Annotated in this window: 23 protein-coding genes; 17 read left to right on the plus strand and 6 right to left on the minus strand. The window is 62.5% G+C overall.

Annotated features, from left to right (window positions below):
* Positions 1-273 precede the first annotated feature (273 nt).
* The 8 genes from ACQKIK_RS17375 to ACQKIK_RS17410 all read left to right on the plus strand — a co-directional run bounded on the left by ACQKIK_RS17375 (position 274) and on the right by ACQKIK_RS17410 (position 6,716).
* On the plus strand, positions 274-1,395 hold the full coding sequence (locus ACQKIK_RS17375; RefSeq protein WP_102837185.1) for a Re/Si-specific NAD(P)(+) transhydrogenase subunit alpha: 1,122 nt from the start codon (positions 274-276) through the stop codon (positions 1,393-1,395).
* Between the two features lie 14 nt (positions 1,396-1,409).
* Positions 1,410-1,730 (plus strand): NAD(P) transhydrogenase subunit alpha part 2, encoded by a 321-nt coding sequence (locus ACQKIK_RS17380; RefSeq protein WP_102837186.1) that lies wholly within the window; start codon positions 1,410-1,412, stop codon positions 1,728-1,730.
* On the plus strand, positions 1,727-3,178 hold the full coding sequence (locus tag ACQKIK_RS17385) for an NAD(P)(+) transhydrogenase (Re/Si-specific) subunit beta (protein WP_148925809.1): 1,452 nt from the start codon (positions 1,727-1,729) through the stop codon (positions 3,176-3,178). The genes ACQKIK_RS17380 and ACQKIK_RS17385 overlap by 4 nt, the downstream gene beginning before the upstream one ends.
* Positions 3,179-3,397: 219 nt before the next feature.
* Complete coding sequence (locus ACQKIK_RS17390; RefSeq protein WP_148925808.1) at positions 3,398-3,601, plus strand: DUF1127 domain-containing protein; 204 nt, start codon at positions 3,398-3,400, stop codon at positions 3,599-3,601.
* A gap of 102 nt (positions 3,602-3,703) precedes the next feature.
* Positions 3,704-4,021 carry a DUF2388 domain-containing protein gene (locus ACQKIK_RS17395; protein WP_499136865.1) on the plus strand — a complete coding sequence of 106 codons (318 nt, stop codon included), beginning with the start codon at positions 3,704-3,706 and terminating at the stop codon, positions 4,019-4,021.
* 90 nt (positions 4,022-4,111) lie between these two features.
* Positions 4,112-4,435 carry a DUF2388 domain-containing protein gene (locus ACQKIK_RS17400; RefSeq protein WP_499136866.1) on the plus strand — a complete coding sequence of 108 codons (324 nt, stop codon included), beginning with the start codon at positions 4,112-4,114 and terminating at the stop codon, positions 4,433-4,435.
* Positions 4,432-4,752, plus strand: coding sequence for a DUF2388 domain-containing protein (locus tag ACQKIK_RS17405; protein WP_045422762.1), 321 nt, complete (start codon positions 4,432-4,434; stop codon positions 4,750-4,752). Before ACQKIK_RS17400 ends, ACQKIK_RS17405 begins: the two co-directional genes overlap by 4 nt.
* A 44-nt stretch (positions 4,753-4,796) precedes the next feature.
* Positions 4,797-6,716: a DUF7844 domain-containing protein gene (locus tag ACQKIK_RS17410; RefSeq protein WP_499137033.1), complete on the plus strand. Its 1,920-nt coding sequence runs from the start codon at positions 4,797-4,799 to the stop codon at positions 6,714-6,716.
* Between the two features lie 616 nt (positions 6,717-7,332).
* On the opposite strand, the gene polA is transcribed toward ACQKIK_RS17410, so the two are convergent.
* Positions 7,333-10,077, minus strand: a complete 2,745-nt coding sequence (polA, locus tag ACQKIK_RS17415) for a DNA polymerase I (RefSeq protein ID WP_499136867.1) — start codon at positions 10,075-10,077, stop codon at positions 7,333-7,335.
* Between the two features lie 76 nt (positions 10,078-10,153).
* On the opposite strand from polA, the gene ACQKIK_RS17420 reads away from it, so the two are divergent.
* From ACQKIK_RS17420 to ppnN, 4 genes are all read left to right on the plus strand, one after another.
* Complete coding sequence (locus tag ACQKIK_RS17420) at positions 10,154-10,435, plus strand: DUF2782 domain-containing protein (RefSeq protein ID WP_046163445.1); 282 nt, start codon at positions 10,154-10,156, stop codon at positions 10,433-10,435.
* A gap of 30 nt (positions 10,436-10,465) precedes the next feature.
* Positions 10,466-11,416 carry a homoserine kinase gene (locus ACQKIK_RS17425; protein WP_499136868.1) on the plus strand — a complete coding sequence of 317 codons (951 nt, stop codon included), beginning with the start codon at positions 10,466-10,468 and terminating at the stop codon, positions 11,414-11,416.
* Positions 11,417-11,545: 129 nt separating this feature from the next.
* Positions 11,546-11,836 (plus strand): hypothetical protein, encoded by a 291-nt coding sequence (locus tag ACQKIK_RS17430; protein WP_156155723.1) that lies wholly within the window; start codon positions 11,546-11,548, stop codon positions 11,834-11,836.
* Positions 11,833-13,206 carry a nucleotide 5'-monophosphate nucleosidase PpnN gene (gene ppnN / locus ACQKIK_RS17435; protein WP_127838109.1) on the plus strand — a complete coding sequence of 458 codons (1,374 nt, stop codon included), beginning with the start codon at positions 11,833-11,835 and terminating at the stop codon, positions 13,204-13,206. The genes ACQKIK_RS17430 and ppnN overlap by 4 nt, the downstream gene beginning before the upstream one ends.
* Before the next feature lie 144 nt (positions 13,207-13,350).
* On the opposite strand, the gene ACQKIK_RS17440 is transcribed toward ppnN, so the two are convergent.
* The gene (locus tag ACQKIK_RS17440; protein ID WP_499137034.1) at positions 13,351-14,130 is read right to left on the minus strand and encodes an MBL fold metallo-hydrolase; all 780 of its coding nucleotides are present in this window, start codon (positions 14,128-14,130) and stop codon (positions 13,351-13,353) included.
* On the opposite strand from ACQKIK_RS17440, the gene ACQKIK_RS17445 reads away from it, so the two are divergent.
* A complete protein-coding gene (locus ACQKIK_RS17445; protein ID WP_499136869.1) occupies positions 14,129-15,190 on the plus strand; it encodes a GlxA family transcriptional regulator in 1,062 nt (353 codons plus the stop codon). The two genes, ACQKIK_RS17440 and ACQKIK_RS17445, sit on opposite strands and share 2 nt — an antisense overlap.
* Positions 15,191-15,330: 140 nt before the next feature.
* Here ACQKIK_RS17445 and ACQKIK_RS17450 read toward each other — a convergent pair whose 3' ends face one another.
* From ACQKIK_RS17450 to znuA, 3 genes are all read right to left on the minus strand, one after another.
* Positions 15,331-16,026, minus strand: a complete 696-nt coding sequence (locus tag ACQKIK_RS17450; protein ID WP_064481170.1) for a TSCPD domain-containing protein — start codon at positions 16,024-16,026, stop codon at positions 15,331-15,333.
* Positions 16,027-16,074: 48 nt separating this feature from the next.
* A complete protein-coding gene (locus ACQKIK_RS17455) occupies positions 16,075-18,225 on the minus strand; it encodes an adenosylcobalamin-dependent ribonucleoside-diphosphate reductase (RefSeq protein ID WP_499136870.1) in 2,151 nt (716 codons plus the stop codon).
* Positions 18,226-18,377: 152 nt separating this feature from the next.
* On the minus strand, positions 18,378-19,403 hold the full coding sequence (gene znuA / locus ACQKIK_RS17460) for a zinc ABC transporter substrate-binding protein ZnuA (RefSeq protein WP_499136871.1): 1,026 nt from the start codon (positions 19,401-19,403) through the stop codon (positions 18,378-18,380).
* Positions 19,404-19,468: 65 nt separating this feature from the next.
* On the opposite strand from znuA, the gene zur reads away from it, so the two are divergent.
* From zur to ACQKIK_RS17480, 4 genes are read left to right on the plus strand one after another with little or no spacing between them, the layout of a single operon-like run.
* On the plus strand, positions 19,469-19,954 hold the full coding sequence (zur, locus tag ACQKIK_RS17465; RefSeq protein WP_499136872.1) for a zinc uptake transcriptional repressor Zur: 486 nt from the start codon (positions 19,469-19,471) through the stop codon (positions 19,952-19,954).
* A complete protein-coding gene (gene znuC / locus ACQKIK_RS17470; RefSeq protein ID WP_499136873.1) occupies positions 19,951-20,721 on the plus strand; it encodes a zinc ABC transporter ATP-binding protein ZnuC in 771 nt (256 codons plus the stop codon). Before zur ends, znuC begins: the two co-directional genes overlap by 4 nt.
* A gap of 5 nt (positions 20,722-20,726) precedes the next feature.
* Positions 20,727-21,512 (plus strand): zinc ABC transporter permease subunit ZnuB, encoded by a 786-nt coding sequence (znuB, locus tag ACQKIK_RS17475; RefSeq protein WP_046163573.1) that lies wholly within the window; start codon positions 20,727-20,729, stop codon positions 21,510-21,512.
* A gap of 22 nt (positions 21,513-21,534) precedes the next feature.
* Positions 21,535-22,020, plus strand: coding sequence for a M48 family metallopeptidase (locus ACQKIK_RS17480; RefSeq protein WP_127840564.1), 486 nt, complete (start codon positions 21,535-21,537; stop codon positions 22,018-22,020).
* A gap of 89 nt (positions 22,021-22,109) precedes the next feature.
* On the opposite strand, the gene katE is transcribed toward ACQKIK_RS17480, so the two are convergent.
* The gene (gene katE, locus ACQKIK_RS17485; protein ID WP_499136874.1) at positions 22,110-24,254 is read right to left on the minus strand and encodes a catalase HPII; all 2,145 of its coding nucleotides are present in this window, start codon (positions 24,252-24,254) and stop codon (positions 22,110-22,112) included.
* Between the last annotated feature and the right edge of the window lie 66 nt (positions 24,255-24,320).

The raw sequence follows: 24,320 nt of genomic DNA on the forward strand, positions 1-24,320 counted from the left end.
AATACCGACGCAGCCTGCAGCGATACAAAGCAACCTAATGGTCACGCCGTGAACGAACATCCGCCGTTGCGTTCAGATTAAAACAGTTGTTTGATTTCCATAGCCCTTGCAGAATGCCGCGCCGCAGCAGGCAAACCGGCAAGTGCAGGGGCCCGTTAGCCGATTCACACCCAGCCGCCATCCGCAGTGGCCGGGCGAAAAGTAACGCCAGCGTTGCGATAGCCGGGTTACCGCGCAGCACGCTGGTTACGATCAAGCAGGAGAACAAGAACAATGCACATTGGTGTTCCTCTCGAAACCAGGCCCGGTGAAACGCGCGTTGCCGCGACACCGGAAACCATCAAGAAGCTGATCGGGCAAGGGCATCGGGTGACGGTGCAGAGCGGAGCTGGCGTACAGGCCAGTGTTCCGGACAGTGCCTTCGAAGCGGCAGGCGCAACCATCGCCGATGCCGCTGCGGCGTTCGCAGCAGAGATCCTGCTGAAGGTGAACGCACCGAGCGAAACCGAACTGGCGCAGATGCAGCCAGGCACGGTCTTGGTCGGCATGCTCAATCCCTTCGACAATGAAAACATCGCACGCATGGCCGAACGCGGGATCACCGCCTTCGCCCTGGAAGCCGCGCCGCGCACCTCGCGCGCGCAAAGCCTCGACGTGCTCTCCTCACAGGCCAACATCGCCGGCTACAAGGCAGTGATGGTTGCCGCCAACCAGTACCCGCGCTTCATGCCGATGCTGATGACCGCCGCCGGTACGGTGAAAGCCGCACGGGTGCTGATCCTCGGTGCCGGTGTAGCGGGTCTGCAGGCCATTGCCACGGCCAAGCGCCTGGGCGCGGTCATCGAAGCCTCGGACGTACGTCCGGCGGTGAAGGAGCAGATCGAATCGCTCGGCGCCAAGTTCGTTGATGTGCCCTGCGAGACCGACGAAGAGCGCGAATGCGCCGAAGGTGTTGGCGGCTATGCCCGGCCGATGCCGGCCAGCTGGATGGCGCGTCAGGCGCAGGCCGTGCACGAACGTGCCAAGCAGGCCGACATCATCATCACCACTGCGCTGATTCCGGGCCGCAAGGCGCCGACGCTGTTGCAGGAAGAAACCGTGCAGCAGATGAAGCCCGGCTCGGTGGTGATCGACCTCGCCGCCTCTCAGGGCGGTAACTGTCCATTGACCGAAGCCGATCAGGTGGTGGTCAAGCACGGCGTGACCCTGGTTGGCTACACCAACCTGGCGACGCACGTGCCGGCGGATGCCTCGGCGCTATACGCACGCAACCTGCTGGACTTCCTCAAGCTGGTGATCGATGGCGAAGCCAAGTTCCAGCTCAATCTCGAAGACGACATCGTCGCCGCGTGCCTGATGTGCCGCGACGGCCAGGTCGTGCGCACCAACGGTTAAGGGAGCCCGAAAGAATGGACCTGATATCTGATGGCATCTACAACCTGATCATCTTTGTGCTGGCGATCTACGTCGGCTACCACGTGGTCTGGAACGTCACCCCCGCGCTGCACACGCCGCTGATGGCAGTCACCAACGCCATCTCGGCGATCGTCATCGTCGGCGCCATGCTCGCTGCCGCCCTGACTGTCACCCCGATGGGCAAGCTGATGGGCACCCTGGCGGTGACCCTGGCCGCGGTCAACGTGTTCGGTGGCTTCCTCGTCACTCGCCGCATGCTGGAAATGTTCAAGAAGAAGGAGCGCGCAGGCGCCAAGGCGGAGGTCAAGCCATGAGCATGAATCTGATTACCCTGCTCTACCTCGTCGCCTCGGTGAGCTTCATCCAGGCGTTGAAAGGCCTGTCGCACCCCACCACCTCGCGCCGCGGCAACCTGTTCGGCATGATCGGCATGGGCATCGCCGTGGTCACCACGGTATTTCTGGTGTTCAAACTGGGCGCCCAGCTGGTCGAGAGCGCCAGCCCTTGGAGCGGTCTGGGCTTCATCGTCTTTGGCCTGCTGGTCGGCGGCACCATCGGCACACTGATGGCCAAGCGCGTCGAGATGACCAAGATGCCCGAACTGGTCGCCTTCATGCACAGCATGATCGGCCTGGCCGCGGTGTTCATCGCCATCGCTGCCGTGCTCGAGCCGCAATCGCTGGGTATCGTCCAAGCCATCGGCTACCCGATCCCGGCCGGTAACCGTCTGGAGCTGTTCCTCGGTGCAGCCATCGGCGCCATAACCTTCTCCGGTTCGGTGATCGCCTTCGGCAAGCTGTCGGGCAAGTACAAGTTCCGCCTGTTCCAGGGCGCGCCTGTCTCGTTCCCCAACCAGCACAAGATCAACCTCGCCGTTGGCGTGGCGATTCTGGTGCTGGGCCTGATCTACACCTTCAGCGGCAACTTCACCGCGTTCCTGATCCTCGTGGCGCTGGCGTTCGTGATCGGTGTGCTGATCATCATCCCTATCGGTGGCGCGGACATGCCGGTGGTTGTATCGATGCTCAACAGCTACTCGGGCTGGGCAGCGGCCGGTATCGGCTTCTCCCTGAACAACTCGATGCTGATCATCGCCGGTTCGCTGGTGGGCTCGAGCGGCGCGATCCTCTCGTACATCATGTGCAAGGCGATGAACCGTTCGTTCTTCAACGTCATTCTCGGTGGCTTCGGTGGCGACGCCGATGCCGGCCCGGCAAAAGGCAGCCAAGAGCAGCGTCCGGTCAAATCCGGCTCCAGCGATGACGCCGCCTTCCTGCTGTCGAACGCCGACACCGTGATCATCGTTCCCGGCTATGGCCTGGCGGTGGCGCGTGCACAGCACGCACTGATGGAACTGGCCGAGAAGCTGACGCACATGGGCGTGACCGTGAAGTATGCGATCCACCCGGTTGCGGGCCGTATGCCCGGGCACATGAACGTGCTGCTGGCCGAGGCCGAAGTGCCGTACGAGATGGTCTTCGAAATGGACGACATCAACTCCGAATTCGGCCAGGCCGACGTGGTGCTGGTGCTTGGCGCCAACGACGTGGTCAACCCGGCCGCGAAGAACGATCCCAAATCGCCTATCGCCGGCATGCCGATCCTCGAGGCGTACAAAGCCAAGACGGTCATCGTCAACAAACGCTCCATGGCCAGCGGCTATGCCGGTCTGGATAACGAACTGTTCTACATGGACAAGACCATGATGGTCTTCGGTGATGCCAAGAAGGTCGTCGAAGACATGGTCAAGGCCGTGGAATAAGCACCACCCGCTGCACCAGAACCCCTCGCGGCTCAGCCGCGAGGGGTTTTTTATGCACCCTCAACCGAACAATTCGGCACCTGAAGCACCGGTACAGTAGGCCTGCTTGCACAACTGGACCGGCACAATTCAGATTCCCTGTGGCTGTTACGCAACAGCCCGGCACGCGACTCTATCTGCCCATAACCCATCCCCGTGAATTGCGGGAAGGAGCGGCTCATGGAGCGCGTACTGACTTGGAGGCAAAAAACAGCAATCGGCTTGCCGCCGCTGCACCGGGTATTGCAGCAGCTACGTCTGTGGCAGCGACGCGCGCGAACCCGCCAGCACCTGGCTGCGCTCGATGAGCGTCAGTTGGCCGATGTCGGCATCAGCCAGAGCGAGCGGATGGACGAGCTGAGCAAGCCCTTCTGGCGCGGATAAAGCCGCTTCCAGGCGGCCCCGTCGGGCCTTAAGCTGAACGGCACGCTGGCCCAAAGGTCATAGCGAGTAACGGCGAAAATTGCGTCTAGCCTGGAGAACACCATGAACAAGTATCTGTTGTCAGTTGCCACCGCGGCCTGCCTGGTCGCGGGCACCGCGTCAGCCGGAAGCATCACCGGCACCATCGATGCCATCGGCGCCTCGCTGGTCAACACCGTCGAAGGCACCTCCGATATCACCTCGAACCTGGGCGATGACAAGCTGGTTCTCGACGCCAAGGACGATGCGGCGCGTTTCGTCGCCAGCAATGGCGAGGCGCGCGGCGCTCACCTGGAAGCGGCGCTGAAGCACATCCGCACCCAGGCCCCGGATCTTCTCGCCAGCGATCTGCAGCTGGCTGGCGCAATCCTGGCGCTCTGATACGCGGCGTGGGGAGCATGGCTCTGGCTCTGGCTCTGGAGCTGGCGTTTCGCTAGCCTTGCCGGCTGATTGTTCAGCCCCAGGGTTCACATGCGTTCGCTTTACCTTGTACTCGCCGGCTGCTGCGTCTGCGGCAGCGCGCAGGCCTTCGACAGCCTCATCGGCAAAACCGTCGCGTCTTCCTACGTCGCCAGCCAGGTGACCAGCGCCCCCTTCGACAACAAGCTGATCCTCAACGCCCGCGACGACGCCGCCGGGTTCGTTGCCAGCCACGGCGAGCTTCGTGGCGCTCGCCTGGAAGGTGCCTTGCGCTGGCTGCGCGAGCGGCAACCGCAGCTGACGGCAAGCGACCTTGAACTGGCCGAGGCAATCCTCGTCCAATCACCCACTCCGCTCCCTCGAGAAGACTCATGAACCTCAAGCTGATCGCTGCGCCTTTTGCCCTGGCCCTTCTTGCCAGCGGTGCTCAGGCACAGACGCTGGTAGCTACCAGCAATATCGTCGTCAATGCCCTGGACCGCAGCATCAATTTCACCTCCGACGTGACCAGCCGCATCAGCGACATGAAGGTCGTCAGCGAAGCCCGCGATGAAGCAGCCGGCTTTGTCGCCAGCGGTGGTGAGATTCGTGGCGCGCGACTGGAAGCCGCGCTCGGCCGCTTGCGCGGTGCATTCCCGGAAGCACAGCAAGCCAGTGACCTGGCGCTGGCCGAAGCCATCCTCGCTCAGTGAAACCGTCCTGGGCCCGCTGGCTGGGCGTTGCGCTCACTGCGGTCATGGCGTTCGGCAATGTGTGCCTGGCCGAACTGCGCCTGACCCTGGATGACGCCGACCTGCAACCGGCCGAACGGGCAGCCAGCCAGCAATTGCTGGACGAAGCGGTAGCCGCGCTGCCGCCGCGAATGATGGAACGCCTGGACCGGGACGTCCGCGTCCGCTGGCATGACGGGCTGACCCACGACGTTTATGGAAGTGCCGGCGGCGACCTGCTGCTGCTCAATCGGCGCCTGTTGCCAGCACTGACCGATGGCAGCGCGGCCAATCAACGCACGGAACGACCGCACGGCACGGTGCGGCGCGAGATGTTGGCGACACTGGTCCATGAGATTGCCCATCTATATGACCGCGCCCACCTCTGGTCAGCGGAAACCCATCGGCAACTGGGTTTCTGTAATCAACGCGCCGGCAGCCTCGGCCTGGTCGGGTTGCCGGACAGTTGCCGCGGCCAGACCGAGCGCCGGTTTACCCTCAGTGATGATCCATATCTGCTTGATCTTGCCGGCTGGCCGCAACGCGTCGGCGAGCGTGGCGAGCGCGAGCGCGAAAATGCGCAACAGGCGCGCAGCCCCGATGCCTATGAGCTGACCAGCCCACTGGAATTCGTTGCGGTGAACCTGGAGTACTTTCTTCTGGACCCCAGCTACGCCTGCCGTCGGCCGCTGCTGCATCGCTATTTCACTGAACATTTCGGCTGGCAACCGGCCAGAGCGGAGGCATGCAAAGGCGCACTGCCGATCCTCAATGCCGGACACGACTTTGCGCGCACCCCGCTGATCGAGCTCGACCCCGAGCGCGTCTACGCCGTTGACTATCTGTTCGCCGAGGCCAACGACGCATGGGTCAGTCGCTGGGGCCACAGCATGCTGCGCCTGGTTATCTGTGCGCCAGGTCGGCCGCGCGGGTCAGACTGCCGCCTGGATCTGGACCATCACCTGGTGCTGTCTTTCCGCGCCTTCGTTGGCGACGTGCAGCTGTCGAGCTGGGACGGACTCACCGGCGTCTATCCGTCACGCCTGTTCGTCCTGCCGCTGGGCCAGGTGATCGACGAGTACACCAAGGTCGAACTGCGCAGCCTCGCCTCGATCCCGCTGAAACTGCAGCGTGACGAGATCGAGAACCTGGTGACCCGCAGCGCCGAAATGCACTGGAGCTACGACGGTGATTACTACTTCCTGTCCAACAATTGCGCGGTGGAAACGCTCAAGCTGCTACGCAGCGGCACCGCCCGTCCCGAACTCGTTGCGCTGGACAGCATCCTGCCCAGCGGCCTGCTGGAACTCCTGATCAGCCGTGGCCTGGCCGATGCCAGCGTACTCGACGACCCACAAGAGGCGCTGCGCCTGGGGTATCGCTTCGATTCCTACCGTGATCGCTACCAGGCCATGTTCACCGTGCTTCGCGAGCGTCTGGGCTTGCCGCAGACGGATGTCGAAGCCTGGCTAGCGCTCAGCGCCGAACAACGTCGTCCTTGGATCGAAAAAGCCGACCTGCGCGCCAGCGCTGCCCTGCTGCTGGTCGAACAGGCGGCGCTGCGCCGGCATCTGCTGCTGGCTCAAGAAGAGTTGAAAAATCGTTATCTGAGCGGCCGCGAGCACGGCGACGGGAGCCTGGCCAAGGCGGATGAAACCCTGCAGGGCATTCTCGCCAACAGCGGTTATCTGAGCCAGCCGGCGCAATTGCTCGACGGCAACGGCTACGGGCTGCCGCAGGCCAGCGAATGGCAGCGCCTGGAGTCGGAAAGCAGCCAACGCCAGGCGCGCTTGAATCAGCTTACCGATTCGCTGAATGCCGAGGTGCGCCTGTTGCTCGGCGAAGAGCGGCGGCTGGAGTTGGAAAGCGTCGAAGCCAATCTGGCGCAGATCAGTAAACACCTACGCGGATTGCACAAAGCCGGCGGAGGTCTGCAGCTACCCTGACGCCCGTCCGCCGCGCCGCCCCCCCGTTAACGCCGATCTCGGAGGCGCCAGCTTGCTGGCGATACACATCCCACCCACGTGCCAGGTTATGCGCAACGCCCATGATCACGAGCAAGAATTGGGGCGCCTCCCTCGCTCCTACAAAGCGAAGCGGATCGGCAGCGCCACATGAAGGCGCAGCCGGAGGCACCTGCCAGCAACGTGCCGGCACTTTTTCCGAGACGAAAAAAAACCTCGAACTTCGTTGGGGGAGGGGGAAGTTCGAGGTCTAAATCCGGAACGCCATAGGCGTATCCAGAGATCTGCCAACACTTAACACAACAAGGAGCATCGAAGGGCTTTTACACCCTTCGTAGCCTATGACCAGGCTTCCGATCCGTCAGTTCAATACGGATCGAAAAATAATTTCATAACGGGGCGTGGCCGCTCTAAAACGGGGCGTCCCGAGGCTGCACGAACGCGACGCGCCCTTGTCCAGCCGCCCCTCACCGCATTTTCACGCAGCTCCCTAACCTGACACATTCCGCCAACGCCCCTTTCCGACTATCCGCGGTAAGAACTGACGTCTGCTCGCGGCTGAGCGAGCCGACTACAGACCGTCGACTCGCAGGTGCCGTCAGTGCGCTTCGTCCCAGTTATTGCCGACGCCCGCCTCAACCAGCAGCGGCACGTCCAGCTGGGCTGCTCCGCTCATCAACGGAAGAATCTGCTCGCGAACCTGCTCGACCAGATCTTCACGGACCTCGACCACCAGTTCATCGTGCACCTGCAGGATGACGCGCGCATCCAGCCCGCTCTCCTGCAGCCAGTTGTCCACCGCGATCATGGCGCGCTTGATGATGTCCGCCGCGGTGCCCTGCATCGGCGCGTTGATCGCCGTGCGCTCGGCACCTTTGCGCATGGCGCCATTCTTCGAGTTGATCTCGGGTAAATACAGCCGCCGGCCGAACAGCGTCTCCACATAGCCCTGCTCCGCGGCCTGGGTGCGGGTGCGTTCCATGTAGGCGAGCACGCCGGGGTAGCGGGCAAAGTAGCGGTCGATATAGGCCTGTGCTTCGCCACGCGAAACGTCGATCTGCTTGGCCAGGCCAAAGGCGCTCATGCCATAGATCAGGCCGAAGTTGATCGCCTTGGCGCTGCGCCGCTGATCGTTACTGACCTGGTCCAGCTCGACGCCGAACACTTCGGCCGCCGTGGCACGGTGGACGTCCAGGTCGTTCTGGAAGGCGTACAACAGCCCGGCGTCCTGCGCCAGGTGCGCCATGATGCGCAACTCGATCTGCGAATAGTCCGCGGCCAGCAGCTTGTAACCCGGCGCCGCGACGAAGGCCTGACGGATACGCCGGCCCTCGGCCGTACGGATCGGGATGTTTTGCAGGTTCGGGTCGCTGGAGGACAACCGCCCGGTCGCGGTCACGGCCTGGTGGTAGCTGGTGTGGATGCGTCCGGTACGCGGATTGATCTGCTGCGGCAGCTTGTCGGTGTAGGTGCCTTTGAGCTTGCTCAAGCTACGGTGCTGCATGATCACCTTGGGCAGCGGGTAGTCCCGCTCAGCCAGCTCGGCCAGCACGCTTTCCGCCGTAGACGGCTGGCCACCGGCGGTCTTCGACAGCACCGGGCAGCCGAGCTTGTCATAGAGGATCGCGCAGAGCTGCTTGGGCGAACCGAGGTTGAACTCCTCGCCAGCGATGTCGAACGCCTCACGCTCCAGCTCGACCAGCTTGTTACCCAGCTCGACGCTCTGCAGCCCGAGCAGATTGGCGTCGACCAGCGCGCCGTTGCGCTCGATGCGCGCCAGCACCGGCACCAGTGGCATCTCGATTTCGCTGAGGACCTTGAGCAGTGACGGCGTGGCCTCGAGCTTGCTCATCAGCGTCTGGTGCAGGCGCAGGGTAACGTCGGCATCTTCGGCGGCGTAGGGGCCGGCCTGCTCGACAGCGATCTGGTCGAAGGTCAGCTGCTTGGCGCCCTTGCCGGCGATGTCTTCGAAACGGATGGTGCCGCGGCCGAGGTATTTCAGCGCCAGGCTGTCCATGTCATGGCGGGTGGCGGTGGCATCGAGCACGTAGGACTCGAGCATGGTGTCGAAGGTCATGCCGCGCATCTCGATGCCGTAGTGCATCAGCACGTTCATGTCGTACTTGCCGTGCTGGCAGATCTTGCGCTTGCTGGCATCTTCCAGCAGCGGCTTGAGCGCCGCGAGCACGGCGTCGCGATCGAGCTGCTGCGGGACGCCCATGTAGCTGTGGGCCAGCGGTACGTACGCCGCTTTGCCCGCCTCGATGGCAAATGACACGCCCACCAGCTGTGCCTTCTGCGCATCAAGGCTGGTGGTTTCGGTGTCGAAGGCGAAGCAATCGGCGGCCTTCAGTTGTTCAAGCCAGGCGTCGAACTCGGCTTGCTCGAAAATCGTGCTGTACTCGGCTTCGGCCTGGATCGAGCAGCCTTCGGGCTGCACCTCGCAGTTTTCCCCGGCGGCCTTCACCTCGCGCAGCAGCTCATCGAGCCAGTTCTTGAATTCCAACTCGCGATACAAGGCGATCAGCGCCTCGCGGTGCGGCTCACCGGGCATCAGGTCGCCGACCTGCACGTCCAGCGGCACATCGATCTTGATGGTCGCCAGCTCGTAGGACATGAACGCGGCGTCGCGGTGTTCCTCGAGTTTGGCGGCCAGCGACTTGGCGCCGCGAATCGGCAGGTCGCAAACCTTGTCGAGCTTCTCGTAGAGCCCCTTGATGCCGCCTTCGATGCCGTTGAGCAGGCCGCAGGCGGTCTTCTCACCAACGCCAGGAACGCCGGGGATGTTGTCGACCTTGTCGCCCATCAGCGCGAGGAAGTCGATGATCAGCTCCGGGCCAACGCCGAACTTGTTCTTCACGCCTTCAATGTCATAGACGCTGCCGGTCATGGTGTTGACCAGCGTGACATGCGGACACACCAGCTGCGCCATGTCCTTGTCGCCGGTGGAGATGATCACGTCGCGTCCCAGCGCGGCACATTGGCGCGCCAGTGTTCCAATCACGTCGTCGGCTTCGACGCCCTCGACGCACAGCAGCGGCATGCCCAAAGCGCGGACACTCGCGTGCAGCGGCTCGACCTGCCCGCGGAGGTCGTCGGGCATCGGTGGACGATGGGATTTGTATTCAGCGAACAGCGTGTCGCGGAAGGTCGGGCCCTTGGCATCGAAGACCACCGCGAAGGGGCTGTCCGGGTATTGCCGGCGCAGCGACAGCAACATGTTCAGCACGCCCTTGACCGCCCCGGTGGGCTTGCCGGTCGAGGTGGTCAGCGGCGGTAGGGCGTGGAAGGCGCGGTAGAGGTAGGACGAACCGTCCACCAGAACGAGGGGCGCTTGGCTCATGAGCAGGATCAACCTTTTCGGCGGGTCCGCGGCTAGAATGCACAGGACCATTTGACGACAAAGGGACAAGGTTATCATGCGCACATTCAAACCTTTGCTGCTGGCCGGGCTGCTGGCACTGGTGCCGCTGAGCGGTTTCGCTCAGGAATCGGTCGATGGCGAACCCGACGTCACAATTCGCCAGGAAGGTGATCGCACGATTGAGGAATACCGGGTCAATGGCTTCCTCTATGCAGTGAAGATCACGCCCAAGGTCGGCAAGCCGTACTTCCTGGTGCGCGCCGATGGCGACAGCAACTTCATCCGCGCCGATAAGCCGGACATGCTCATCCCGGCCTGGAAAATCTTCAGCTGGTAACCTGGCAGCACACCTAACGGAAGGCAGCCCATGTCGGTTTTTACGCCCCTGCAACGCGAAGAGCTCGAGGTATTCCTGGCGCCCTATGGGCTTGGGCGGCTGCGGGATTTCGAGGGCATCGCGGCTGGCAGCGAAAACAGCAATTTCTTCGTTAGCCTGGAGCAGGGTGAGTATGTACTGACCCTGATCGAGCGCGGCCCGCGCCAGGATCTGCCCTTCTTCATCGAGCTGCTCGACGTGCTGCATCGCGCCGGACTGCCGGTGCCGTATGCCCTGCGTACCGACCGCGGCGAAGCGCTACGTACGCTGGCGGAAAAGCCGGCCCTGCTGCAACCGCGCCTGGCCGGCAAACACGTCAGTGCACCCAACCCCCATCAGTGCGCTGAAGTGGGCCGGTTACTGGCGCGACTGCACCTGGCGACCCGCGACCACATCATCGAGCGGCGCAGCGACCGTGGCCTGGACTGGATGCAGGAAGAAGGCCCGAGCCTGGCGCTGTCGCTAGACGACGCGCAAATGCCGCTGCTGCGTGACAGCCTTGCAGAGATTGCCGAACTGAAGCCGAAGCTTCTGGCGCTGCCGCGAGCCAACCTGCACGCTGACCTGTTCCGCGACAACCTGCTCTTCGAGGGCAGCCACCTGACCGGCGTGATCGACTTCTACAACGCCTGTTCAGGGCCAATGCTCTATGACATAGCCATCACCCTTAACGACTGGTGCTCGCACCCCAACGGCGAGATCGATGAGACGCGCAGTCAGGCATTGCTGGCTGCCTATTCCAGCCTGCGCCGCTTCACCCCGGCCGAGGCCGAACTATGGCGCCCGATGCTACGCGTCGCCTGCGTGCGTTTCTGGCTGTCGCGCTTGATCGCGGCGCAGAAGTTCGCTGGCCAACCGGTGTTGATCAAGGACCCCGACGAATTTCGCCGTATGCTCAGCGCCCGTCAGCACTGCCACAGCGCTCTGCCGTTTGCCTTTTAAGGCCCCCTTCAAGCGGAAGGCCGCCCCGCGCCCGCGCCCAGTGCCGGAAAAACCCTTCACGCCGTGCGCAATCAAACAGCCATGTTCGCGGTCAAAGTTCCTGCACCTAAGACCGTACGGGATGTACGCATGAACAGAGCAATGCCCCAGGAGGGGATTTCAGGAACGTTTTCGCCGGTTAAACGTCAAGTACAGCCCGTCCAGGCGCATCGTTGCACCTGGAAAGATACAGCCGGCACCAGCAAGCAGCTTGCGGCTATGGGTTTAGCCGCTGCGCCCAGCAGCAACCCTGTCCCCTGGCGCACTGCCCGCTCGGACGGCCCTATTCATACGCCGCTGCCCACCGCCGTGGCGCTCAACATCCTGATGCACCTGCCCGTTTCGGCCAGGCCGCATTGTTTTCAGGGAAAACACGCATGACCTCACGCTATGTAATCAATGCCTCGGTTACCCCGAAAGGTAGTCTGGAGACGCTGTCCCAACGGGAAGTCCAGCAACTGAGCGAAGCTGGTTGTGGCAGTACGTACACGCTGTTCCGCCAGTGCGCCTTGGCCATTCTCAATACCGGCGCGCGCATCGATAACGCCAAGACCATCCTTGAGGCCTACGACGACTTCGAAGTACGTATCCACCAACAAGATCGTGGTGTGCGTCTGGAATTGCTCAATGCGCCGGCCGATGCCTTCGTCGACGGCGAGATGATCGCCAGCACCCGCGAAATGCTGTTCAGTGCGCTGCGCGACATCGTCTACACCGAAAGCGAACTGGGAAGCCCGCGCATCGACCTGAGCAGCTCCCAGGGCATCACCGATTACGTCTTCCATCTACTGCGCAACGCTCGCACGCTGCGTCCCGGCGTCGAGCCGAACATGGTGGTGTGCTGGGGCGGACACTCGATCAGCACCGAGGAATACAAGTACAGCAAGCGCGTCGGCCACGAGCTGGGCCTGCGCAACCTGAATATCTGCACCGGCTGCGGCCCTGGCGTGATGAAGGGCCCGATGAAGGGCGCGACCATCGCTCATGCCAAGCAGCGCATCGTCGGCGGCCGTTACCTGGGCCTGACCGAGCCGGGCATCATCGCCGCCGAAGCGCCGAACCCGATCGTCAACGAGCTGGTGATCCTGCCGGATATCGAAAAGCGCCTGGAAGCTTTCGTCCGCGTCGGTCACGGCATCATCATCTTCCCCGGCGGCGTCGGCACGGCGGAGGAATTCCTCTACTTGCTGGGCATTCTGCTACACCCGGACAACCGCGACGTGCCCTTCCCGGTCATCCTCACCGGCCCGGAGAGTGCCGCGCCGTATTTGCAGCAGCTGCGTGACTTCGTCGGCGCCACCCTCGGCGAAAAAGCACAGGGCTTGTACCAGATCATCATCGACAACCCGGCCGAGGTAGCCCGGCAGATGTCCGAAGGCTTGAAAGCGGTCAAGCAGTTCCGCCGTGAGCGTAACGACGCCTTCCATTTCAACTGGCTGCTGAAAATCGAGGAAGGCTTCCAGCACCCGTTCGACCCGACTCACGAAAACATGGCCAGCCTGCAGCTGACCCGCGACGTGCCGCCCCATCTGCTGGCGGCGAACCTGCGTCGGGCGTTCTCCGGGATCGTCGCGGGTAACGTCAAGGACAAGGGCATTCGCCGCATCGAGCAGTTCGGCCGCTACGAAATCAATGGCGACACGGCGATCATGAAGCCACTGGATGAGTTACTGCAGGCATTTGTCCAGCAACACCGCATGAAACTCCCCGGCGGCCGACCCTACGAGCCGTGCTATCGCGTAGTGACCTGACGGAGCGGTCCGTGGGCAATGCAGCATAGGCGTCCGATCTGTCGTGGAGCCGCAAGCAGCAGCTGCGCTCTCACTCGGAGCCCCGGCCCACCTCCGCGCCATGGAAACCATGCACGCCTCCATAGTTGTCTGTTGAGTATCGGCTCAATCATCCACTGTTAACGTCTGCCCATCGGCCGGGATGACCAGCCGATGGGCCACACCGGCGCCAATCGCTGCAGCTGCCAATTCCGCCCGGGTAACTGGGCAATGGCTGATCGCTTCTAGATGGTTGGCAATCACCCTGCCCCGACTCAGTCGCGTGAACTCAAGTACCTCGTCTACGCCCATGATGATCTCGTCGCCTATGTCGAAACGTGCGCCTCCTGCGGGAACGACACTGACCTGAGGTTGATGCCGCAGCACGAACGCTCGAACGGACGGAGTGAGAAGGGTGTCGCCAGCCAGATACAGGCTGGGCTCGTTGGGTATTTCTATCAGATAGCCGACGCCGTGCTCCATCAGCTTCCCGACCAGGCCCTTGCCATGCGTGCACCTGACCGTGCGGATAAGCCCACCCAGGAACGGGCTTGGCTGCTCATGATCGTCAGGAAGAGACTGGACGTTCAGGCCTCGTTCCGCGAGATGCGACGCATCGTGCGGGGTGCAGATGACGGGCGTCTGCCGCTCTCTAAGCCAGTGCTTGGCTGCCCGGTCGAGGTGATCGAAGTGGCCTTTCTGGCAGTGGGTGATCAAGCAGTGCGTCACCTCCTCGAGCGCACCGCCTGTTGAATCGGGCAGCTCAACTACCGGGTTTCTCTGCCTTGCGGACAGTATCCGCAAGGGAGGAAGCGCTCCTTTTCTGGCCAGCATGGGGTCGACGAGAATGCGGTAAGGACCCAGTTCGACAATGATTGTGGCGTTGCGAATTTGCTGAATTTTCATGATGAAGCCCCCTTCAGGTATGACTTCATGGTGCCAATCCATCGCCGTCGCCATAATGGCCAACTTAGACATATTCAGTTCATTTCAAGCCATGACCAGAACCCTTCAGGTAGGCCTTCTCCTGTACCCCGGTTGCATGCCTGCCGGGCTGCTCGCTTTTGCGGATATGCTGCATGCCGCCAACCGTCGAACCGGGCAGCAGCTTTTTGAAACGCGCTTCATGGCCTTGCATAAAGGGCCGATTGCCTGTGCCCATGGCCTGATTCTGGAAGCAACACACGCCATCCATGACGGTTCGCTCGAAGCCTTACTGATACCTGGGTTCTGGGCAGAGTCGGCGGAACATATCGACACGGCGTTGGCAGCCAATGCAGACCTCGTGGCGGCCTTATCGATACGAGGAAAACGTTGCCAGTTATGGAGCTACTGCGTGGGTGTTTGCCTGGCTGCTGCGAGTGGTCGGCTGAGTAATCAACACGCGACCGTGACCTGGTGGTTGGCTGACACCATGCTCAAGCGTTATCCGAAGGTTCGCTGGCAGATCGAGCAAAATTGCGTTTTCAACGAGCACAACGCCACCGCTACGGGAGTGAATGGCTATCTACCCATTGCACAGTCGCTGATCGAGCAACACGTCAGCCCAGCGATCTTTCGTGACCTCATCAAATTGATGGTGCTCCCACGCCCCGCACAGTCACATGACGTCTTTCAAGCCATAAGCCTCATCAAGCAGCCCAGCAGGCTGCTCCGCCAGGTACACGCCCTAGTGGAAAGGCTGCCGGCCGACCAAATCACCCTGTTGAAGCTGGCATCTGAACTGGGCATGTCCGAGCGCACGCTGGCACGCAAGGTGAGAAGCGAGGCAGGCGTACCGGCGGCCACCTATGCACGGCGCATCAAGTTGAGCCAGGTCGGTGAACGCCTCACCCTGACCTCAGCACCGGTCAACGCCATCAGCACAGAGTTGGGTTTCAGCAGCGACGCCAACATGCGACGGATGTTCAAGGATTTGACTGCACTCACTCCGGCAAAGTATCGACAGCAATTTTCTCGCTGCTAGTCGGTGGGCAGTTTGGTTCTGCCAGATGCGCCGGCGTATCGCCCGCGTGCTAAAGCGGCTGGCCAGGTTTTCTGGTAGCAGTGGGCTGGCCTTAGCCCGGATAACGGCCCAACCGGCGTTAGCCCCAGCGCCGCCAACACTCAACCACACTTGGAATTGCCGCAATTCAGGCAAGTCGCGCAGCCATCCATCTGCACCACCGCCTGGGTGTTGCACTTGCTGCACAGCTGCGCACCGGCCGGGAAGCCCTCGCCCGGTTCGACGGTCACCGCCCCCTGGCTGGCCTCGTAAGCGGCGCGCTTTTCCGCCAGGTACTTGAGCTGCGTCTCGTCCAAGGCATGGCCTTCGAGCATGCCGATATGGATCAGGTGGCGCTCCAGTACGCCGCCGATCTCCGCCACGATGGACGGCATATAGACGCCGCCCTTTTTCAGATAGCCGCCGCGGGGATCGAACACCGCTTTCAGTTCCTCGACGAGGAAGGTGCAGTCACCCCCCTTGCGGAACACTGCAGACATGATCCGGGTGAGCGCGACGATCCACTGGAAGTGGTCCATATTCTTCGAGTTGATGAAGATCTCGAACGGGCGTCGCTGCTCGTGGGGCGTGCCGGCGTTGAGGACCACATCGTTGACGGTCACGTAGAGCGCATGTTCGAACAGCGGCGACTTGATCTTGTAAGTCATGCCGACGAGTGTTTCGGGGCGCTGCAAACTTTCATCCATTTCCACCACGGTGGTCTTGCCAGTGGCGTTGTCGGCGGTGACGGCGGGGCGCTCCAAGGTCTCGTCGACGACCTTGAAGCCCTTAATGCGCTGAGTGATCTTTACGGTCATTGCATGTTCTCCACGGACGGTGCGGGCCGCCCGGCTATCAGTCGGGACTCAGTATTTGCCGTAGTAGCCTTCTTTCAAGGCGTCGAACAGGTTGGCGGCAGAATTGACCTCACCGTCGTACTCGACCTCTTGATTGCCTTTCAGCTCGACCACACTGCCGTCCTCGAGAATGAAGCGGTATAGGGTCTTTTCCAGATCCGCTTCCTTGACCAGCACACCCTGAAACGCCGCCGGATTGAAGCGGAAGGTGGTGCAGCCCTTGAGACCTTGGCGCCAGGCATAGCGGTAGATGTCCTTGAACGCCTCGAAGGGGTAGTCGGTGGGCACGTTGGCGGTCTTTGAAATCGACGAATCGACCCATTTCTGCGCCGCGGCCTGAATGTCGACGTGCTGGGTCGGGGTGACGTCGTCGGCAGTGATGAAGTACTCCGGCAGCTGCTCGCCCGACTCGGTCGAGCCCGGCTTGGCGCGCGAGTTGATCAGCGTGCGATAGGCCAGCAGTTCATAGCTGAACACCTCGATCTTTTCCTTGGCCTTGCGCCCCGCGCGGATCAGGTTGCGCGAATAGTGATGGGCGAAGCTTGGCTCGATGCCATTGGAGGCGTTGTTGGCCAGGCTCAGGCTGATGGTGCCAGTGGGCGCGATGGAGCTGTGGTGAGTGAAACGTGCGCCCTGCTCGGCCAGCTGATCGATCAGCTCGGGCGCGTATTCGGCGATCTTCTGCATGTAGCGCGAATACTTCGCGTGCAATACGCGGCCCGGCACCTGATCGCCCAGTTTATAACCATCGGCCTTCATTTCCGGACGCTTGCGCAGCATCTCGGCGGTGACTTCGAAGATTTCGGTCAGCAGTGGCGCCGGGCCTTTTTCCTTCGACAGATCCAACGCCTGCTCCCAGCCAACCAGCGCCATTTCGCGCGCGACTTCTTCGGTGAAGACACAAGCTTCGGCGCTGCCATAGCGAAGTTTGAGCAATGTCAGTGCCGAGCCGAGCCCGAGGAAACCCATGCCGTGGCGGCGCTTGCTCTCGATTTCGTGGCGCTGCTGCGCCAGCGGCAGGCCATTGATCTCCACCACGTTGTCGAGCATCCGGGTAAACACACGCACCACTTCGCGATACTTGTCCCAATCGAAGCGCGCATCGGCGCCGAAGGGGTCAGTGACGAAGCGGGTCAGGTTGATCGAACCCAACAGGCAGGAGCCGTAGGGCGGCAACGGCTGCTCGCCACAGGGATTGGTCGCGCGAACTGCTTCGCACCACCAGTTGTTGTTCAACTGGTTGACTCGGTCGATGAGGATGAAGCCCGGCTCGGCGTAGTCGTAGGTGGACACCATGATCATGTCCCACAGATGTCTTGCCTTGACCCGCCCGTAGATCTTGCAGGCCACGAGGCCGTCGTCGCGGACGATGTAGCCGTCATGGCTCGGCCATTCGCGCCACACCACCTGTTCGGCATCGGCCAGATCAAGCTCGGCTTTTTCCTTCATGTGCAGCGGAAAGATCAACGGCCAGTCCGCGTCGGCTTCCACCGACTGCATGAACTCGTCGGTGATCAGCAGGCTGAGGTTGAATTGCCGCAGTCGGCCGTCTTCACGCTTGGCGCGGATGAACTCGCGCACGTCCGGATGGCCGATGTCGAAGGTGCCCATCTGCGCGCCGCGGCGCCCACCGGCGGAGCTGACGGTGAAGCACATCTTGTCGAAGATATCCATGAACGACAGCGGGCCGCTGGTGTGCGCGCCCGCGCCGGAGACGAAGGAGCCGCGGGGGCGCAAGGTGCTGAACTCGTAACCGATGCCGCAGCCGGCCTTGAGCGTCAGGCCGGCTTCATGCACCTTGCCGAGGATGTCGTCCATCGAGTCGGTGATGGTGCCGGAGACGGTGCAGTTGATCGTCGAGGTGGCCGGTTTGTAGTCCTGCGCGCCGGCGTTGGAAATGATCCGCCCGGCGGGGATGGCGCCGTTGCGCAGCGCCCAGAGGAAGCGTTCGTACCAGTGCTCGCGGGCATCCTGTTCCTCCACATCAGCAAGCGCGCGGGCAACCCGCTGCCAGGTGGCGTCGACGCTGTCATCAACGGCGCTACCGTCCTTGCGGGTCAGGCGGTATTTTTGCGCCCAGATGTCTTCGGAGGCCGTCTGAAGAGCGATTTCTGGGGTGGTTTTCGTCTCTGCCGTGATGGGCCCGTCCGTCTTCGCCATGCGCTGCGCATCCTCGTGTCGATGGAGTGGAAACCAAAGCACGAAGCATAGCCATGAGCGCCAGAAGCACTATGACGCGCATCAAGTCGGCCGACGGACGACCCGGACAAGCGCCCGGCGGAGCGTTGCCGCCGAGCGCTATGAACCGAGGGTCAGAGCGATTCCAGACATCCCGCCAGCGAGCGACCAAGGTTATCGATCAACTGCTCGTAGCCGCCCGCCGAGGCGTCGATGCCATGACCCAGCGCGTCCAGCTCGGTGACCTTCACTGGCAGTCCCCGGATCAGACTATCCGCCAGACGCGGACGAACCGGTGGCTCGTAGAACACGCAGCTCGGGCCGGCCTGTTCCAGACGCTCTCGCATGGCGGCAACATGCCGCGCGCCGGGCTGGGCTTCGCCACCGGCGCTGAATACGCCGGCGTGTTTGATCCCATAAGCGGCTTCGAAATAATCGAAGGCTTCATGGAAGACGAAGAACGGCTTTCCGCGCACTGCACTCAGACGCGTGCTCAAGCGCTCATCGAGAGCGGCCAGGCGCTGCTTGAATGCCGCCAGGTTGGCCTCGTAGCGCTGCGCGTTGGCCGGATCGGCTTTGGCCATGTCCTTGGCCATGGCTTCGGCTATCACCACGGCGTTGGACGGCAGCAACCAGAGGTGCGCATCCAGGCTGCCGGGGCGATGAGCGTGGTCGTGTTCGTCATGGCCGGCGGCGTGTTTCTCATCCGCCGCGTGCTCGTGCTCGTCGTGGTCATGCTCAACGTGATCGTCGTGGGCCTCCTGCGCGTGCTCGCCCACATGCTCGGCTTCATGATCGGCATGGTGGTCAGCTGCTTCACCGAAATGGCGCAACGTCAAACCGGGAAGGGACTGTATGGCAACGCTGGGGCCCTGGCGCCCGCTCAGCACCGGTTCCAGAAACGTTTCCATGTCAGGGCCGATCCAATAAACCAGATCAGCACTGCGCAGCTGCCGTACGTCGGATGGGCGCATGGCGTAGTGATGGGGCGAGGCGCCCGGCGGCAACAGAACGGCTGGTTTGCCTACACCCTCCTGAACGGCCGCGGCGACCAGTTGCAGGGGCTTGATGCTGGTCAGCACCTCGACCTCCGCGTGGGCCTGAACACTGTTGAAGAGGCTGGCAGTGAGGAGCAACGGTAATGAAAAAAGACGGAACACGGGCAACACTCGATTGAACTGAATAGGTAACATAATAACGTCTCTAAGCCACCTCGTCTCCGCCCATGCCCAAGTCCCCCCTGGCCTGCACGCCCCATGACCATGACCACTGCGTCAGCAGTGCCCTGGCAGAAGCCGACCACCTCTGTGAACGCTCCGGCGTGCGCCTGACCGCCCTGCGTAAACGCGTGCTCGAGCTGGTCTGGCAGAGCCACAAGCCGCTCGGCGCCTATGACATCCTCGCGGAATTGACCGCTCAGGACGGCCGTCGCGCCGCACCGCCGACCGTATACCGGGCGCTGGATTTCCTGCTGGAGAACGGGCTGGTGCACCGCATCGCCTCGCTCAATGCCTTTATGGGCTGCAACCATCCGGAGCACCCGCATCAGGGCCAGTTCCTGATCTGCCGCAACTGCCATACCGCCATCGAACTGGAACAGGCGACCATCAGCGAAGCCATTCTTGAGGCGGCGCGAGGCGTCGGGTTTGAGGCCGAAAGCCAGACGGTCGAAGTGGTCGGCCTCTGCAATCAATGCCGGAGCGCCGCATGAGCGAGGCGCTGATCCGCCTGGATGACATCCATGTGCGCTTCGCCAAGCAGACGGTGCTCGAAGGCGCTCAGCTGCAGGTCCATCGGGGTGAAATCGTCACACTGATCGGCCCCAACGGCGCCGGCAAGACGACCCTTGTGCGCGCCGTGCTCGGCCTGCTCAAGCCCGACACCGGCACGGTCTGGCGTAAGCCGCGGCTGCGCGTCGGCTACATGCCGCAGAAGCTGCACGTCGACCCTACGCTGCCGCTGTCGGTGCTGCGTTTCCTGCGCCTGGTGCCAGGCGTCGATCGCGCCGCTGCCCTGGCTGCGCTCAGCGAAGTGGGTGCCGAGCATGTCATCGACAGCCCGCTGCAATCCGTCTCAGGCGGCGAGATGCAACGGGTGCTGCTGGCCCGCGCCCTGCTACGGGAGCCGGAATTGCTGGTGCTGGACGAGCCGGTGCAAGGCGTCGACGTGGCCGGCCAGGCCGACCTGTACCGCCTGATTGGCAGGCTCCGCGACCGTTACGGCTGCGGCGTATTAATGGTCTCTCATGATCTGCATCTGGTGATGAGCGCCACCGACCAGGTGGTCTGCCTGAATCGCCACGTCTGTTGCTCCGGCCACCCGGAACAGGTCAGCGCTGACCCGGCGTTCGTCGAACTGTTCGGCCAGGATGCTCGCAGCCTGGCGGTCTATCACCATCAGCACGACCACAGCCACGACCTGCACGGCAGCGTAGTGACCGGCAAACCTCACGTCCACGGCCCGAACTGCAAGCATTGATCGATATGCCAGATTTCCTACTGAATGCCCTGCTCGCCGGCCTCGCGCTGGCGTTGGTCGCCGGCCCGCTTGGCTCCTTCGTGGTCTGGCGGCGGATGGCCTATTTTGGCGACACCCTGTCCCATTCCGCCCTGCTCGGTGTGGCGCTGGGTCTGATGCTCGAGGTCAACCTGACCCTGGCGGTCATCGTTTGCTGCGTGCTACTGGCGGTGCTGCTGGTGACCTTGCAGCAGCGCCAGCCGCTGGCCTCGGACACCCTGCTGGGCATTCTCGCCCATAGCACGCTGTCGCTCGGACTGGTGTCGCTGAGCTTCATGCAGGACGTGCGCATCGACCTGATGGGTTATCTATTCGGCGATCTGCTGGCCGTCAGCCCGACCGATCTGGCCTGGATCGTTGGTGGCAGCGCCTTGGTGCTGCTGGCGCTCATCCCGCTATGGCGACCCTTGCTAGCGGTTACCGTGCACGAGGAACTGGCCAAGGTAGAAGGCTTGCCGGTGGCCGCCATCCGCCTGGCCCTGATGTTGTTGATCGCGATGGTGATTGCCGTAGCGATGAAGATCGTCGGTGTGCTGCTGATCACTTCACTGCTGATCATTCCGGCCGCTGCCGCTCAGCGCCATGCACGCACGCCGGAGCAGATGGCTTTGGGTGCCAGCCTGCTGGGACTGCTGGCGGTCTGCTGCGGGCTTGCATTGTCCTGGTATCAGGACACGCCGGCCGGCCCGTCTATTGTCGTCTCGGCGGCCGCGATATTCCTGCTCAGTTTTGCCTGGCCGCGTAGGGCCTAACGTGATGACTGCCGCGCCGGCCATGCTCAAATACCTGCAGGGTTACCCCGAATCGTTGCAGCAGCAGGTTCGCCAGCTGATCGCCGAGCAGCGGCTGGGCGACTACCTTGAGCGCCGCTATCCGCAGCGCCATCAGGTGCAGAGCGACAAGGCGCTGTATGGCTACGTCCAGCAGTTGCGCCAGAGCCACCTGAAAAGCGCGCCGAACATCGACAAGGTGCTCTACGACAACCGCCTCGACCTCACCCATCGCGCGCTGGGCCTGCACACCGCCGTTTCACGCGTCCAAGGCGGCAAGCTGAAGGCGAAGAAGGAGATCCGCGTCGCTGCGCTGTTCAAGGAAGCGGCGCCGGAATTCCTGCAGATGATCGTCGTGCATGAGCTGGCGCACCTGCGCGAGAGCGATCACAACCGCGCCTTCTACAAGCTCTGCGAACACATGATGCCGGGTTACGCGCAGACCGAATTTGACTTGCGCTGCTACCTACACTGGCGCGAGCTGAGCTGAGCTGAGCTGAGCTGAGCTGACACACAGCCTCCAGGCATAAAAAAGGCGGCTCGGAACAAACCGAGCCGCCTCTGGACATGCCGCTACGATCAGGCCGGCACTTGCTCCGCAGCCGCCTCGCGCGCCCAGATGCGATGCTGCGCCAGGGCCTGGGCGAACGCCGTGAATACCCGAGCCACATCACCGTCATCACCGGACACCAGACCGGCATCCTCCGGCAGGTTGAGCGCAGTGAGCAGCTGCCGCGCCTCGCCCAGTACCGCGATGGGCTTGAGGTGCTTGTAGGCCTCGAGCAGGTAGTGCTTAGCCACGCCATTCTTGGCCATGGCCTGCACGCTCTGCGCGCCGCCCGGCACGAAGACCGCGTCGAAGGCGATCGAGGGCATGCCATCCATCGCTGCATCAGGCGTGAGCATCGTGCCGTCAGCCGCCTTGACCGGAGCCGGTGACGGACCGATCAGTTTGGCGATTGCACCCTCGTCTGCCAGCTTCTGTTTGAAAGCCTCGATAGCTTTACCGTCCACGCCGTTGGCGATAAGGATCGCCACTTTGCGCGACTTGATGTTGCCGGACAGGTGATTCATCAGGCTCAGCGCCGGTGAGCTGGCCGGGTTCGGCTGCTTGAGGCTGATGGTCGGCGCCGTCGGCGGTGTCACCCCGATGTTTTCAGCAACCCGGCGAGCCAGTTCCAGATCGATATTGGCAAGGATCTCGTTGACCTGACGCTCGCGGATGAAGACGCGCTCGACCTTGCCCAGCTCGAAGCTGTAGGCGCCGATGATGTGCTCCTTCTCCGGGGCGCTCATGCTGTTCCAGAACAAGGTCGCCTGGGAGAAGTGGTCGCCGAACGAAGGGCTGCGTGCCCGCACCTTATGGCCTTCCATGCGCTCCGGATAGCTCTCGAACCCGCCGCCGCTGGCTGCTGGCGGGGTTTCTTTCGGCCAGCCGCTGTCGATGGAGTTGGGCTCGTAGTTAGCGCGGCCCTTGTTGATGGTTTGCCGGTGAAACGCATCACGCTGGTTGTTGTGTACCGGCGCAATCGAGCGGTTGATCGGCAGTTCGTGGAAGTTCGGCCCGCCCAGACGCAGCAATTGGGTATCGGTGTAGGAAAACAGCCGGCCCTGCAGCAGCGGATCGTTGGTGAAATCGATGCCGGGCACGATGTGGCCGATGTGGAAGGCGGCCTGCTCGGTTTCGGCGAAGAAGTTGTCCGGGTTGCGGTTGAGCGTCATCTTGCCGAGCTTCTGCACCGGTACCAGCTCTTCCGGAATGATCTTGGTCGGGTCGAGCAGGTCGAAATCGAACTTGTGCTCGTCGGCCTCTTCCACCACCTGCACGCCCAGCTCCCACTCGAAATAGTCGCCCATCTCGATGGATTCCCAAAGATCGCGGCGGTTGAAGTCCGGGTCCTTGCCGGCGAGCTTCAGCGTCTCGTCCCAGACCAGCGAGAAGGCGCCAGCTACAGGCTTCCAGTGGAATTTGACGAAGCGGCTCACGCCCTCGGCATTGATCAGGCGGAAGGTGTGCACGCCGAACCCTTCCATGGCACGCAGGCTACGCGGGATGCCGCGATCGGACATGGCCCAGATGACCATGTGCGCCGACTCGGGGGTCAGTGAAACGAAGTCCCAGAAGCTGTCATGAGCCGACTGGCCCTGTGGGATCTCATTGTGCGGCTCGGGTTTGACCGCATGCACGAAGTCGGGAAACTTGATCGCATCCTGGATGAAGAACACCGGCATGTTGTTGCCGACCAGATCGAAGATGCCTTCATCGGTGTAGAACTTGGTGGCGAAACCGCGCACGTCACGCACGGTATCGGCCGAGCCGCGCGAGCCCTGCACGGTGGAAAAGCGCACGAACACCGGGGTTTCCTTGCCCTTGCCGGCGAGGAACGAGGCCTTGGTCAGCGCGCTGTGGTCATCATAGCTGACAAACACGCCATGGGCAGCCGAGCCGCGGGCGTGCACGATGCGCTCGGGGATGCGCTCGTGGTCGAAGTGCGTGAGCTTCTCGCGCATGATGAAGTCTTCGAGCAGCGAGGGTCCCCGTTCGCCTGCCCTCAGCGTGTTCTGGTTATCAGCGATCTTGACGCCCTGGTTCGTGCTCAGGGCCTCGCCCGTGGCATCGGAGCGAAAGGTTTCGAGCTGATCAAGCTTGGCGTTGTGGTTCTTGCGATCGACAGTGTCGGTACCGGCGAGCTCGCTGTTCTTAGGATCTTTGTTGTCCGTCATCATGGGCCTCGGTTGAGCGGGTGTGCTGAACCGCGAAGAAATCGGGCCATGCGGCCCAACACTTGA

The organism is Pseudomonas sp. NPDC047961 (assembly GCF_050272435.1).
GTDB lineage: Bacteria > Pseudomonadota > Gammaproteobacteria > Pseudomonadales > Pseudomonadaceae > Stutzerimonas.

Bases quoted from the DNA above. Each gene is read 5' to 3' on its own strand.
- ACQKIK_RS17375 (WP_102837185.1), top strand. From the start codon at position 274: ATGCACATTGGTGTTCCTCTCGAAACCAGGCCCGGTGAAACGCGCGTT.
- ACQKIK_RS17380 (WP_102837186.1), top strand. From the start codon at position 1,410: ATGGACCTGATATCTGATGGCATCTACAACCTGATCATCTTTGTGCTG.
- ACQKIK_RS17385 (WP_148925809.1), top strand. From the start codon at position 1,727: ATGAGCATGAATCTGATTACCCTGCTCTACCTCGTCGCCTCGGTGAGC.
- ACQKIK_RS17390 (WP_148925808.1), top strand. From the start codon at position 3,398: ATGGAGCGCGTACTGACTTGGAGGCAAAAAACAGCAATCGGCTTGCCG.
- ACQKIK_RS17395 (WP_499136865.1), top strand. From the start codon at position 3,704: ATGAACAAGTATCTGTTGTCAGTTGCCACCGCGGCCTGCCTGGTCGCG.
- ACQKIK_RS17400 (WP_499136866.1), top strand. From the start codon at position 4,112: ATGCGTTCGCTTTACCTTGTACTCGCCGGCTGCTGCGTCTGCGGCAGC.
- ACQKIK_RS17405 (WP_045422762.1), top strand. From the start codon at position 4,432: ATGAACCTCAAGCTGATCGCTGCGCCTTTTGCCCTGGCCCTTCTTGCC.
- ACQKIK_RS17410 (WP_499137033.1), top strand. From the start codon at position 4,797: ATGGCGTTCGGCAATGTGTGCCTGGCCGAACTGCGCCTGACCCTGGAT.
- polA (WP_499136867.1), bottom strand. From the start codon at position 10,077: ATGAGCCAAGCGCCCCTCGTTCTGGTGGACGGTTCGTCCTACCTCTAC.
- ACQKIK_RS17420 (WP_046163445.1), top strand. From the start codon at position 10,154: ATGCGCACATTCAAACCTTTGCTGCTGGCCGGGCTGCTGGCACTGGTG.
- ACQKIK_RS17425 (WP_499136868.1), top strand. From the start codon at position 10,466: ATGTCGGTTTTTACGCCCCTGCAACGCGAAGAGCTCGAGGTATTCCTG.
- ACQKIK_RS17430 (WP_156155723.1), top strand. From the start codon at position 11,546: ATGAACAGAGCAATGCCCCAGGAGGGGATTTCAGGAACGTTTTCGCCG.
- ppnN (WP_127838109.1), top strand. From the start codon at position 11,833: ATGACCTCACGCTATGTAATCAATGCCTCGGTTACCCCGAAAGGTAGT.
- ACQKIK_RS17445 (WP_499136869.1), top strand. From the start codon at position 14,129: ATGATGAAGCCCCCTTCAGGTATGACTTCATGGTGCCAATCCATCGCC.
- ACQKIK_RS17440 (WP_499137034.1), bottom strand. From the start codon at position 14,130: ATGAAAATTCAGCAAATTCGCAACGCCACAATCATTGTCGAACTGGGT.
- ACQKIK_RS17450 (WP_064481170.1), bottom strand. From the start codon at position 16,026: ATGACCGTAAAGATCACTCAGCGCATTAAGGGCTTCAAGGTCGTCGAC.
- ACQKIK_RS17455 (WP_499136870.1), bottom strand. From the start codon at position 18,225: ATGGCGAAGACGGACGGGCCCATCACGGCAGAGACGAAAACCACCCCA.
- zur (WP_499136872.1), top strand. From the start codon at position 19,469: ATGCCCAAGTCCCCCCTGGCCTGCACGCCCCATGACCATGACCACTGC.
- znuC (WP_499136873.1), top strand. From the start codon at position 19,951: ATGAGCGAGGCGCTGATCCGCCTGGATGACATCCATGTGCGCTTCGCC.
- znuB (WP_046163573.1), top strand. From the start codon at position 20,727: ATGCCAGATTTCCTACTGAATGCCCTGCTCGCCGGCCTCGCGCTGGCG.
- ACQKIK_RS17480 (WP_127840564.1), top strand. From the start codon at position 21,535: ATGCTCAAATACCTGCAGGGTTACCCCGAATCGTTGCAGCAGCAGGTT.
- katE (WP_499136874.1), bottom strand. From the start codon at position 24,254: ATGACGGACAACAAAGATCCTAAGAACAGCGAGCTCGCCGGTACCGAC.